Consider the following 12,544-nt stretch of genomic DNA (forward strand, 5'->3'; position numbering starts at 1 on the left):
CTTGGGCTGAGCGCCGCAAAGCCCAACCGCTCTGGCGTTAAAGCGGTTGCGCCGGGAGCCGGGATCCCCGCGTGACACGCGCTGCCTCCCCGCAGCCCCGGCGCGGTGCGGCGAGACAACGGGGGAATGGCAAAAACCCAACACCTGTTGGGCTTCGTTGCACTCAGCCCAACCTACCATCTTCTCCGCAGCCCCGGCGCGATTCGGCGGCGGCTAAGGGGTGAAACGGCAAAAACCCAACCCCCGACAACCCTGGGTGACCGTGTTGGCCCGCCCGGACACCTCTCCCTGGGGGAGAGGGCAGGGTGAGGGGACGACATGGCGAACGCCTGGTCATCGCCTTGGGACCATGCGGCTGGACCGGCCGTGGGAGCGGGCTTGCCCGCGATGGCTTACCCATCGGCACAATGGATCGCGAGCAAGCTCGCTCCTACATGTCGTGAACCAGCGCTGGCAAACTCGCTGCCGGGACAGCGATGGCGTGGCCCCCGCCCCGAATACCCCTCCCGCCGGGAGCGGTCAGGGTGAGGTGGCGGCGTGGGCGTTGTCCGATTGTCCGCACTGGCCCCGCTGCTGCCCACGCGCGCAGGAGGAACTGGCCCGCGATTCCTCATCCCGGCCGCCGGGTGATCGCGGGCCAGCTCGCTCCTGCATCCCCTGCCGGCGCCCGCGGGGCACGGTTGCTCTTGGCGGCGTTTGGCCCCCGTCCAAGCTGCTCGCCGGCAAAGCCCATCCGCTCTTCGCCCGATACCGCGCCTGATTCCCGGGCTCGACACTAACGAAAATCCACTCTGTCCGCGGGAAACGGTCATGCACAGCCACGGCAGCATCACGCCGGTGCAGATTCCGGCCGACGGCGTCCGGCTCGAAGGCGAGCTGGCGGTGCCGGCGGGGGCCTCCGCCGTGGTGCTCTTCGCCCACGGCAGCGGCAGCAGCCGCCACAGCCCGCGCAACACCTTCGTCGCGGGGATGCTGCGCCAGGCCGGGGTCGGCACGCTGCTTTTCGACCTGCTCACCGAAACGGAAGACCGCAGCTACGCCACCCGCTTCGACATCGACCTGCTGACCGAGCGCCTGCTCGCCGCCACGCGCTGGCTGCAAGCCCAGCCCGCCGTCCGCGGCTGCGCCATCGGTTACTTCGGCGCCAGCACCGGCGCGGCGGCGGCGCTGAAGGCCGCGGCCGCGTTGGGCAACGCCGTCTACGCGGTGGTGTCGCGCGGCGGGCGCCCGGATCTGGCCATGCCGCTGCTGGACCGCGTGCGGTCGCCCACGCTGCTGATCGTCGGCGGCTACGACGACGTGGTGATCGAGCTCAACCAGCAGGCCTACGAACAATTGCGAGCGGAGAAGGAACTGGTCATCGTGCCCGGCGCGACCCACCTCTTCGAGGAGCCGGGCACCCTGGAGGAAGTCGCGCGGCTGGCGGCCGACTGGTTCACGCGGCACCTGCCGGCGCGCTGAACCGCGGCGGCGCAACAGGTGCTGCGTCCAGCGAATCGCGGGCCAGCCCGCTCCCACAACGTCCGGCGCGAAGCGCAGGAGCGGGCTGGCCCGCGATCACCGCGCCACCTTGTCTCCACCCACCCCAAGGGCCCGAGGCGCCGTGCTCGCGGGTCCCCAACATCCTCTCCCCACGGGAGAGAATAGGGTGAGAGCCCGTCTCGGCCTGCCCCGGCAGCGCCCCTGGGCCGAGCGGGCTCATGGGCCGTACGCCCCATCCCGCTCTCCTACTGCCCCTCTCCCTGCCCCGGGCTCGGCTCCCGGCCGCTCTGCCGCAGGATCTCGACCACCTCCTCGTCGCTGACCTGGGAAAAATCCCGGAAGAACTGCCCCACCGCGTAAAAATGCTCGGGCGTGTGCAGGCAGACGACCTCGTCCGCCTCCCGCTCGATGCGCGCGATGGTGTCAGGCGGCGCCACCGCCGTGGCGGCGACGAGCTTGACGGGATGCTTGGCGCGGGTCGCGCGCAGGGCGGCGATCATGGTGGAACCGGTGGCAATGCCATCATCCACCACGATGACCACGCGCCCGGCCGGATCGATCGGCGGGTGCACCGGCGTGTACTGGGCCCGGCGCCGGCGCATGATCTCCATCTGCGCCTGCACCTCCGCATTGATGTAATCCTCGTCGACGCCGTAGCCGCGCGCGTAATCGCCCAGCGACACGTGTCCGGTCTCGTCCACCGAGCCGATGGCGAACTCCGGGTTGCCCGGCGCGCCGATCTTGCGCACCAGCACCACGTCCAGCTCGCCGTCCAACGCGTCGGCGATGATCTTGGCCATGGGCAGCGCCCCGCGCGGAATGGCCAGGATCAAGGGATTCCGACCCCAATAGACGGCCAGCCGCTCCGCCAGCAGCCGCGCGGCCTCTTCCCGGTTCTGAAACAGCATGTCGCCCCCTTGCGCTGCCAGGCGCCCCGCAGGCGCTCAGCCCAGCTTGCCCTTCAGGAGTTCAAAGCCCTGGCGCAGCATGTCATGGCTCGGCACGGTCCCGTCGGGCGTGAGCTTGTCCACCAGCCGGGGCAGCTCCTCGGCCAGGATGCGGGCGGTGTCCACATCCGACAGGCCGGCGTGCTGGGCCAACTGATCGATGCGATCACTGCCCAGCACCTGGGCGAGCTGGTCGGGCGTGACCGGCAGCTTCGCGCCGGTCCCCACCCAGGAATCGATGAGCTCGCCGAAGCCGCGCTCGTGAAACTGCCGGATCAGCCCCGGCAGCCCGCCGGTGCTGGGGTTGGTCAGCATGTTGAACACGTCGCCGAGCAGCCGCGCCCGACCATCCCCGCCCGCCTCGCGGCCGGCGCTGACCTCCTGAATGAGTGCGTCGAACAGTCCCATGTTCCCCTCCTCTTGCGGCATGCGCGCACGCTGGCCGGCGGCATAATCCAGGCATATTGGAACACGGACCTGACCGCGCACATCAGCCTTAAGGCTTGCTGGAGCAAGCTTGCCCCGTAGGAACGGGCTTGCCCGCGATCGACACTTGCGCCGAAGGCCGTAGGAGCGAGCTTGCTCGCGATCAATCCTCATGCCGCCCGAAACCCAGCCTCACAATCCCCAGCCGAAGAAATCCCACGCCCACACGAACCCCACCCCCGCTGCCCGCGCCGCCTCCGCATCCGTCGGCGCATCGCCGACGAAAAGCGTCTCCGCGGGCGCCACGCCGAAATGCGCCATGATCTCCAGCAGCATCCCCGGCGCCGGCTTGCGGCATGCGCACGGCACCTCCAGGGCATGCGGACAGAAGCGGATGCACGGCGCCGGCGCGATCTCGCCGACTGCGGCGCGCACCATGTCCGCCAGCAGCCGCTGCGCCATCGCCGCCGTGAGATGGCCATAGGCCACCTGATCCTGGTTCGAAGCCACCCCCAGCCAAGCCCCCTCCCCGCCCCACCGCACCGCCCCCAAGCGCTCCCGCACCCCCGGCAACAACTCCCACTCGCCCGGCCCATGCGGACACGGCTTGCCCGGCACCGTGGTGCGGCGCAGGGTGTTGTCGGCGTCGAAGATGAAGAGGCGTGTGGGTGGTTTCACTTGTTTTGCCATGAATTTCTGTATCGCAAACTGGGACACTTTGATCCCGAAGGAGTACGCCCAATCTCTATATTTCTTTGTCCACCAAGAGACCATCTATTGAAAAACTCAGCCTTTTGCCCTGGCTCTCAAACAGATCGATTTCAAAAGCCCAGTTCGCAGACAGGTCATGCAGCTCACAGAATTCCACAATTTCACTGGCTGTTGGACAAAGCCAATGAGCCGTGCCAAACGACCAATCCGTATTAATGGCATCTGCCGCTGCGGGCAGGAACGCCCACTTTCCGTCTTGTAGCTTCTCCAATTTGAGCCAGCCCGCAGATTCTGGATCGTAGCGCCATGTCTCACTAGGTTTCTGCTCACGCAAAGGCCATCCCTGATAGGTAGAACTCGACAGCCATAAATTTTTGTCATGCAACATCCTGTGGGCGGGTACTTTAAGCTGTTCCTCTAAAGCCGCATCATCTTTTTCCGACAAGGCATGCCGGCTTGGTTCAAAGCGCAACCTGGAGTCCAAACCATTTTCCAAGGCTTCCCAATCAAGCAGCTTCTTGAGATCGTGGGTGCCGTAGGCGAACTCGCCAGATTCGTTGCCGGGATACTGAAAGGCAACTGACTTACCTTGGCATGCTCGCAAGTTGAACTGCAGGATACCGACATTGATGCCCGGTGAATCGCTATAGCGGTGGCGGCGGACACGGCCCGCGGTCTGGACGATGGATTGAGCGCTCGATGGCTCGATGAGGCTCCAATCGAAATCGTGGTCGCGCCCTACCTCTTCCACTGGCGTTGCAACCACGATGAACAATCCCTCATCCACATCACTACGCTCCAATTGAGCGCGAACACTCGCATGTTTGGCCGGCGCATGGGCGTTATTCCCGCGCGAAAGCATGTGATCAAGCGCCATCTCCAACAACATGCGATGGCCGTGGAAGATCTGACTGTGATAACAAGCAACTTTTGGCCGTAGGGTGCTCAATAGTTGAGCTCGGCGCAGATGCTGTGCTACGCGAACTGCGGTGTGGATATTGGCTACTCGCACGAGACCTACCGACAACCGCTTTCCCGTTTCTGGGTCAGTCCAGGCATTGGTTGTATGCAGGGCCAAGACTTCGCGAGAAATAGCGTCGAAGAAGGCATGCTCGGCCTTGTCGAACTCGATCAGACCCGGCTTGCGGGGGCGTGTCTTGGTGTTTTGCAGGCTGGCGCAGACCTGCCCCACATGAGCCTTGAACTCCTCAGCAAAATGATCGCTGGAACTAAACACCGATAAATTTGGCGGAGCCCAATTGGAAATGGTGCCGCAGATGAAGTCGGGCTGGTCTTTTCCATGCAGTGCCGCGCGCATGAGGGTTCCATGCTCGTAAAACTGCACAAGCTTGCTGGCTAGAACTGGCGTCAGCGTAGCACTCGACGCGATTACATTGCGCCCAAATAAGCCGGCCAGTTGTACCAAGCGTAAGATGGCCACAATTGACGTGGCATCATAGTTGTCTATTTCATCGAGAAGGAGATCGCTGCTCATGAGTCGAAGCAGCGGCATGATGTGCCGTCCCTGTGCACCCGGTTCGCCAGCGGGCACCATGTAGTCGGCGGTGGCAACGAAAACAGGGGCGCCAATCATGGCCCGCAGATTGGAGTTGCTACCCACGAAATGTTCCAGCCAATCGGGCAAAGGATCATTCCAGCCGCTGACCTCCGTCTCTTCGCCAAGGCTCCGATCCATTTCATCCTCATTGAGAAGTTCCGGCTCCCGTGTTGCTTCAAATGCCCTGCGAGTCATCACGTCCCCAATGACAACGGCCAAATCGTCCGGATCAATGCCAAGCTGCTTTGCATAAGCATCACCGGTCTGCAGAGTCAATGTGCGCAGGTTCAAAAGCGTCGCAAACCGCACCTCTTCTCTCTGGGCAGCGCGTACCGCGAGGCGGGCGCAAGCACGCGTCTTACCCGACCCGGTGCCGGCGATCACGGCCAATAGCATAGGGGTTCCCGGATGTTGCTCCCGCATGGATGCCACTGCTTCGGCGGCTTGCTGTTGCCATGCGAATTGCCCAAAAGCATCAGAATCAATTTGCTCAAGTGAGATTGGATCAAGGCCCGGCAGTTGAGCGGGTAATCGCAATATGCGGTCCAACATGGCGGCCGCCTCTTGCCCGACAGACTGCAGATGCCACTGCAAGGTTTGGTTGTAAACGCGTTTACCTTGTGGGCCCGGCGCGCTGTTAGCAAAGGGACCAAAAGGGTTTTGCCGTTTGGCATCTTCGCAGGTATCCACCTCCTGGCACTGGACCGATGACACCTTGTGGTCCGCCAGGATCAAAGCACAACGGGCGATGAGTGCGAGGGCGCGCCAATAGTTAGGCGACTGCTCGGCACTTTGTAGCACATCCAGGCGGCTCAAAGCCTTTTTCAAATCATCCTCAGTGCCCTTGGGATAGCTCCTGACCATCTGCTCATTCAAGCTGCCAGGAATGGCGTCGGCTTTCTCCGCATCCTGCCGGAGCTTATCTGGATCGCGCAAAAAGGCTTGCGGGCCGATCAATCCAGAGTTTTTGTACTCACCAAACAAGCGATGGTGCGTCGCGACACACGCTAGCACGGCTTCGGTCGGACCCAGCACCCCTTTGGGAAGGAGCGCGACGGATTGGGGAAAGCGCCTGATGTCCTTGGCTCTTTCGAGGGCCGCACCCCAGGCATCTGACAGTGCTGTACCGGGGCTTTCTAGCAGGACGTCGACGAGACATGTCGAAATCCATTCGTGCCGGATTGGGTCGGCCACCGGCCTGGCACGCAAGAGCTTCGTTGCGAAAAATTGGTTGTTTTTGCCGAGGTCATGGAAGAGTCCACTGATAGCAGCTATCTGCTTGGCATGAACAATCCATGGAGCCGAGGTTTTATCCACGGTTCGCAACCGGGTCGGCCGCACGGTCGTGAAAACCGGCGTGCGCCAATCCGGACCAAAGCGATCCCGTGCACCAACGACCCAGATAGGTACCAGCCGGTGATAACCCTCGCTCCGCAAACAGAGCACCGCGGTGTTGCGACTGGCGCTTGCCCGTAACTGCTTGCGCAAGCTGTGCAAACCCTCCTTCGTGATAGGTGTGGCCCAGGTAAAGTCGCCCATACGCGAAGCATAGCGGTCAAGAACGGCGCGAGTTCTCTTGATGGCGTTTTTCCGGCATGCGGAAATCAGCACGACGTGCATGATTACTCCTCCTGCTCTTTGTCCTCGACGCGATTATGCAAAAGAGGCCAAACAGCCTCTGCCGAGAGATCCTGTGCGCCGAACCGGCGAAAGAACTCGAACTGGCTCCGATCGTTCAGCGTGATCTGGCCATCCTGAACACGCAACTCATTGGCTATGGCAATGGCCTGATCTGAGGTGAGAGCAGGATTGAACAGTGCTTTGATTTTTGTTTCCCTGTCTTCGATGCCAGGACGCACAAAGCCTATCTTGGGCACATCACACAGGCCCTCGACCCCGAGAATGCGCGCCAGGACAAACACTCGGAAGGGGTATCCAGGTTTTTCCAGGTCACACCCGATCAGCCGCCACTGATCGCCCATGCGCTCCAGTCCAACCGGGTAAATGCAGCGTAAGTGGGCCGACTCACCGCGGCGTAGGCCGACATAGCGCAGCCGGATCGGTTGTTCGCCTATGATGGCTTGCATGATCTTGCCGAGCGCGGTTGGATCGACCGGCATGTTGCGTGTCCAGCGCGCGACGAATACGGGCAACTCACTGTCTTCCAGACCCGTGATTCTGGGATTGTTGCCCGATTCGAGTTCGTATAGCAGTGCTTCGTAGCTGGCCCATTCCGGGATACGAGCGGTCTTGCGCACAATCCGCGCCGCCCGGCCCTCGCCCTCACGATCCAGGCAAGGGGCTACATCCAAGGATTGCGTGATCCAGCGGGTATAAGTAGCTGGCGATGCCGGAAAGTACCGCAGCAGATCAGCCCGGCGCGCGAAACCAACCCGGCATGCCCGCCGCACCAAGTAGACTACTTGCATGGGGAGCTTATTCGGACCACATCTAGGCTCCATGCCTTCTCCTTTTATGCTCGTGACTGATCTATTTACTTGGATAGATAACTGCAATATGCTCCCAAACAGCTAGGGTATTACACAGGAATGTATCACACATGAACATGAAAAAGGATGCAGCCAAAATCGGTCGGGGCAACGCCGCGAAAAACAAAGCCTGGAAATCTTTAGGCCCACAAGCTTACTTGGCACAGGCCCAGCAACTCGTTACCCATTCCATTAAAGGAGTGAACACCAATGCATCCGGAGGCGGTGTACGGGTGGCACCCCAGCCCAACCCCACCGCACCCTACGCCTGCGTGCGCTTTTCGCGAGAGGCCATAGCCCTGGACTACACCAAGAACGCCACGCATCCCTTTTCGGCATCGGTGGCAACCGAGCAGATCAGTGCCGTCATGCAAGGCGACACGAGTGAATTTTCCGCCGTGGATAACCAGGATGAACAATGCATCCGGGAGCAAGTACTACCCATGCTGCACCAACATCATGTTACCGCCGCCGACCACGTTAGCCCGCGGGTACGGCAAATACTGGTCGACAACGGTCAGGGGGGCGACATCTGCCTAAGTCCGTTGCCGTCCGGCGGAATGAGCGCCCGAATCCACGACATCGTGAATCGCGTGTTGGAACGGCGCTCACAGACGCTCCCCAATGGGACATCTCTGCCTATGGGCTTCGATCAGGCCGAAATCAAAGTAGGGGGCGATAAACTGCAGAATGCAGGGCGCGCCCGCTTGATCGGCGCCATGCAACGAGCCTACCGGTTCCCGGCACCGGGGGAAACGAGCCCTGCTTTGCGCCGGGCCTTTGCGTTATACCATCGGGGCATTGACCTGACGCCCAAGTTTGACCTGATTCAGGCCTATGGCAAGTGGCTTTCCCGCTTGCGCAGCCTAGATGGCGACAACATACGCCGAACGACACCGCGCATGGAAGAAGAAAGCGAACACATTCAATGCATGGCACGTAGTGTATTGGCTGTTGCCGAGAGCGCACGCAAAATCCTTATCCCCTACGTTGGAGAAGGCCACGAACTGCCCGCGTTGACATCCGAAAACCTGCCGCTGGCCGTACGCGGTGCCATTGATCCCACCCTTCGGGACGAGCAGTGGAAAGAAGTGTTTTCTCTGGCGGTGTCCCAGCGCATCACCGAAGCCAAAACTGCAGACGGGGCCCTGATCGCTGGAATCGCGGGCCGTAGCACGCAATTCCTACAATCCTATATTCTGGAGATGTTGTGATGGCCTCGAAATATCTCGTGCTGCCCCACCTAAACGTGCAGCATGCGAATGCCCTGCAAGCTTGGTGGCTAGTGGCGCCACCCTCACCTATGGCACTGCATGGTTTCAGTCGCGCACTTGGACTGCGTGTAGGCGTAAATTTTGGCGGCATGGCCATTATCCATCATGGGGTGCAATGGCTGGGTGCTGAAAAGCGGCTTTCCCGCTTCTTCAAAAAGGAAAGCGGTGGTGATGATACAAAATCATGGGATGTTCGATTCTGGAACGAGACGTTCACGCCACAACAAGTGCAGGGCGCAACCTACATCAACCAGGATGACCATATCGCGGGCAGCTTCAGCAAGGGCTTACAGCCTACAGCCCGTTGCCATGTGGCTTTGTCCTTGGTGTTGCGCGTGGATGCAACGGTAGCAATAGATTTGGATGCCGTTGAAGACTTTCTGTGGTCCGGGCGCATTGCCGGCGGTGCCATTACGGACTACGGCATTCCACGCGTGGTGGAAAGTGCGGATAAAGCACGGGCGCGAATTCACGGTGGTTTTTTCGTTGCAGATCGGGCCGATCTCATACAGGACACCATGCAGCGCAAAGGCTTCGATGGCACGGAAGCGCTGCTCGACATCCTGGTAGACCGCTTAGCAGAGCCGAAAGCGCCGCATTGGTTGTCAGCCAATGTGGTCGGCTACTGCGCTCTTGAAAGTCCAAAACCTCGCCTCGGCGTGCGGGGTAACTTGTCCCACGCTTATGCCGAGGCAATTGTGGGACTGATCCAGTATCAATCCGTTCGCCAGCAGGAATCCATGCCTTTTTGGACTCCTCGCTACCGTGTCGATGACGGTGTTTTCCTTCTTTCCTCTCTCTAACTCAGGAGCTTGCCATGGTCGAGATAAATGCCAACACTCAGCCTCTGAAGTATCTGCCTTCCGTTCTGGCATTCCGCCGCGCAGTCATTCTCACTGATGCGCCGCTGCAGTATGTAACCGCAGATAATGTAGTCAAGCCGGTACCCGTGATTCGGCACGGTACGATGGGTACGCAGAATGTCAATGAAGCTGAGAAGAAGGGTGCCGCCACCGCTGCCGAGGGCGAACGTGACGTTCGCAACCTACAGGAGATCGAAAGCGCCAAAACAGGCGCCGATATGCGCCACCTGCAAATCAGCTTTCAGATGAAAACGCTGGCATTGCGTGACACGTTGCACTCCTGTGCCAATTCCGCCAAGCAAAATACCGACGAGTCGTCCCGGATGCGCGCCATGCTTAATAATTTCATTGAGCGGGCGCTGAACTCGAACGGGTTGACCGAAGTATCGAGACGCATAGCGCGGAATGTTTGCAATGCACGTTGGATCTGGCGGAATCGCACATTGGCCAGCAACGTACATATTCTTGTCGAATCCGACGGCCAATCATGGCCCATAGATGATGCGCTGTCTACTCCCATGAGCCATTTCGACGGGTACACGGAATCGGAAAAGGCTATCGGCGATCGGATAGCAGCCGGGCTACGCGGCGAAAAACAGCGAGTCACCCTCAATGTGCGGGCAGTCATTGACCTTGGCGTCCAAGGCGCTGCCGAAGTCTATGGCTCACAAAATTACGAACCAAGTCTAGACAAGTTAAAAAAAGGCGGGTTGTCTCGCTCGCTTTACAAACTTCAAATGGCTAAGCAGGAGATTGAAGATGGAGCATGGGTTGTCGGGCAGGCAGCCCTGCGTGATGCGAAGGTATGGAATGCCTTGCGCACCATCGACACTTGGTTTGCCGATTACGACATCGTAGGAACTCCGATCCCGGTCGAGCCAATGGGCGCCTCACTGGCTCTCATGCGTTTCATGCGCGACAAGAAACAATCGGCTTTTGAGTTGTTCAAGCGCTTGCATCAAATCGATCCGAACTCACCCGAAGGCATGTATTGCATCGCATCTTTGATGCGCGGCGGCGTGTTTGGCGATGGGGAGAGCGGCCGCGAAAAATCCGCCAAAGCGGGCGGCGAGGAGTCCTGATCATGCGGCCCTCCCACTACTTCAATGTCGAAGTGCGGGGGTCGCGGGGTATCGGTTTCGGCTCAGCCTGCGTGCTGGGGATGACCCGCCTCATCGGTTTCCTGCATCCTTTCTTCAAAACAGTGCCGGATACCTATGCCATTGATCTGCCTGCCATGCGCAGCCGCCGCGAGCAACGCCATCTCGGACACGTTGTGCGGGTGTTTGCATCATCCCGTGATGCTGCTGATACATTGGCGAGCCACCTCGAGTCCAATCCGCGCATTGCCGACTTGGCAATGCTCGGGCGAACCCGCACCATCGACGTAGAAACATTCGACGGGCCGTGGGTCACTCTGCGTCGTTTCCGAGTTGCGTCGAGATCACAGCCCAATAACCGCATGCGTGACCTGGATGCTGCTCAGGTGCTGCCATTCGTGCGTACGCGAAGTCACACGAACGACCATGCCTATACACTCACGCTTTTACGTAAGGGCTGGAGCGAGCAGCCCGTGTTTGGTACGCCTAACAGCTATGGACTCTCTGGAGAAACACCTGTGTGCCTTCCCGATCTGCCGGCATGAGCAAGTCACCCCCATCTCCCCCACAGATCCTCTTGTCCAAGCGCGCCAACGTGTTCTACCTCGAGCACGCGCGCGTGATGGTCAAGGATGATCGCGTGATCTATCTCACTGAATTCAAAGGTGGAGTAGATCGCGCATTCAACATCCCAGACCGCAACACTGCATTTTTGCTACTCGGAAAAGGTACATCCATCACAGATGGAGCTGCTCGCAAGCTGGCCGAATCCGGGGTGATTATCGGCTTTTGTGGCTCTGGCGGGTCTCCTCTTCTATCTGCAGTAGACGTGGTATTCCTGCCGCCCCAGAGTGAATACCGGCCAACGGAATACATGCAAAATTGGATGGGTATCTGGACTGACGACGCAAAGCGTCTTGATGCGGCCAAGTTCTTTCTGAATAGGCGCCTTGATATTACCTTGGATGCTTGGGATTGTGACCCCGAACTGCGCAAAGTGGGTGCGCAGATCTCGGATGTTCTGGAGCGGGACTTTCGCTCCAAGATCAAGAGAGCAACGGATACCGGACAACTGCTCTCCGCTGAAGGGACTTGGGCCAAAGAGCTCTATGCTACCTTGGCCCGCGCGTTCAAGTTGGACGACTTCGCTCGGGAGGAAGGCCGTAAAAGTCGGGATGGCGTCCCTGCCATCATTAACAGCTTTCTCGATCATGGCAACTATATCGCTTACGGATACGCGGCTGTGGCCCTGTATGCACTTGGTATCTCTTTTGCTATGCCCCTGCTGCACGGCAAGACTAGGCGTGGCGCACTGGTTTTCGATGTAGCCGATCTGGTCAAGGATGCCACTGTCATGCCCCTTGCATTTTCCATGGGTACGCAGCGGGCCAAAGACCAAGATTTCCGCAATGCCTTGACCGAAAGCATGCAGAAAGCCGGGGTTGTGGACACCATGATAGAAACCATTAAGCAGACCTTCGAAAAAGCGAGGTGAAACAAACCCAAAATAAACAATAGATTAGGAAGCAAGCCGGAGTCAAAGGTTTCAAGCTCACATTAGACCCAAAACCATGATCTAAATCAGATTTTTGGCTTTTTTCTGCAGTTGACCGCCGCACAGGCGGCTTAGAAGGCAAGGTGCCCAGATTCGGCAGCGTGGTGGCGGTTGACCGCCGCACAGGCGGCTTAGAAGA

The 12,544-nt window shown here is 59.8% G+C and carries 11 protein-coding genes; 6 read left to right on the forward strand and 5 right to left on the reverse strand.

Features of this window, described 5'->3' with window-relative positions; translation table 11 throughout:
• The first annotated feature begins 810 nt into the window (after positions 1–810).
• Entirely contained in the window at positions 811–1,461 is a 651-nt protein-coding gene (locus G579_RS0112890) for a dienelactone hydrolase family protein (RefSeq protein ID WP_038020008.1), read from the forward strand.
• Between the two features lie 266 nt (positions 1,462–1,727).
• Here the strand turns inward: G579_RS0112890 and G579_RS0112895 are convergent, their stop codons facing one another.
• The 5 genes from G579_RS0112895 to G579_RS0112915 form a co-directional block, all read right to left on the reverse strand.
• On the reverse strand, positions 1,728–2,390 hold the full coding sequence (locus G579_RS0112895) for a phosphoribosyltransferase (protein WP_028990501.1): 663 nt from the start codon (positions 2,388–2,390) through the stop codon (positions 1,728–1,730).
• 36 nt (positions 2,391–2,426) lie between these two features.
• Positions 2,427–2,837, reverse strand: coding sequence for a YidB family protein (locus tag G579_RS0112900; protein WP_028990502.1), 411 nt, complete (start codon positions 2,835–2,837; stop codon positions 2,427–2,429).
• A 210-nt stretch (positions 2,838–3,047) separates the two neighbouring features.
• Positions 3,048–3,533, reverse strand: a complete 486-nt coding sequence (locus tag G579_RS17600; protein ID WP_051181633.1) for an HAD-IIIA family hydrolase — start codon at positions 3,531–3,533, stop codon at positions 3,048–3,050.
• Positions 3,534–3,600: 67 nt separating this feature from the next.
• Positions 3,601–6,744, reverse strand: coding sequence for a type I-F CRISPR-associated helicase Cas3f (gene cas3f, locus G579_RS0112910; RefSeq protein ID WP_028990503.1), 3,144 nt, complete (start codon positions 6,742–6,744; stop codon positions 3,601–3,603).
• Positions 6,745–6,746: 2 nt separating this feature from the next.
• Positions 6,747–7,553 carry a WYL domain-containing protein gene (locus tag G579_RS0112915; RefSeq protein ID WP_038020012.1) on the reverse strand — a complete coding sequence of 269 codons (807 nt, stop codon included), beginning with the start codon at positions 7,551–7,553 and terminating at the stop codon, positions 6,747–6,749.
• A 131-nt stretch (positions 7,554–7,684) separates the two neighbouring features.
• Here G579_RS0112915 and G579_RS0112920 point away from each other — a divergent pair, with 131 nt between their 5' ends.
• The 5 genes from G579_RS0112920 to cas1f are packed head-to-tail and all read left to right on the forward strand — an operon-like array spanning position 7,685 to position 12,345.
• A complete protein-coding gene (locus tag G579_RS0112920) occupies positions 7,685–8,827 on the forward strand; it encodes a hypothetical protein (RefSeq protein ID WP_155989870.1) in 1,143 nt (380 codons plus the stop codon).
• Complete coding sequence (locus G579_RS0112925) at positions 8,827–9,690, forward strand: type I-F CRISPR-associated protein Csy2 (RefSeq protein ID WP_081662796.1); 864 nt, start codon at positions 8,827–8,829, stop codon at positions 9,688–9,690. Before G579_RS0112920 ends, G579_RS0112925 begins: the two co-directional genes overlap by 1 nt.
• Positions 9,691–9,704: 14 nt before the next feature.
• Complete coding sequence (csy3, locus tag G579_RS0112930; protein ID WP_028990507.1) at positions 9,705–10,832, forward strand: type I-F CRISPR-associated protein Csy3; 1,128 nt, start codon at positions 9,705–9,707, stop codon at positions 10,830–10,832.
• Between the two features lie 2 nt (positions 10,833–10,834).
• A complete protein-coding gene (locus G579_RS18750) occupies positions 10,835–11,395 on the forward strand; it encodes a type I-F CRISPR-associated endoribonuclease Cas6/Csy4 (RefSeq protein WP_081662797.1) in 561 nt (186 codons plus the stop codon).
• On the forward strand, positions 11,392–12,345 hold the full coding sequence (gene cas1f, locus G579_RS0112935) for a type I-F CRISPR-associated endonuclease Cas1f (RefSeq protein WP_028990508.1): 954 nt from the start codon (positions 11,392–11,394) through the stop codon (positions 12,343–12,345). The genes G579_RS18750 and cas1f overlap by 4 nt, the downstream gene beginning before the upstream one ends.
• Positions 12,346–12,544 lie beyond the last annotated feature (199 nt).

It is taken from the genome of Thermithiobacillus tepidarius DSM 3134 (genome assembly GCF_000423825.1).
GTDB lineage: Bacteria > Pseudomonadota > Gammaproteobacteria > Acidithiobacillales > Thermithiobacillaceae > Thermithiobacillus > Thermithiobacillus tepidarius.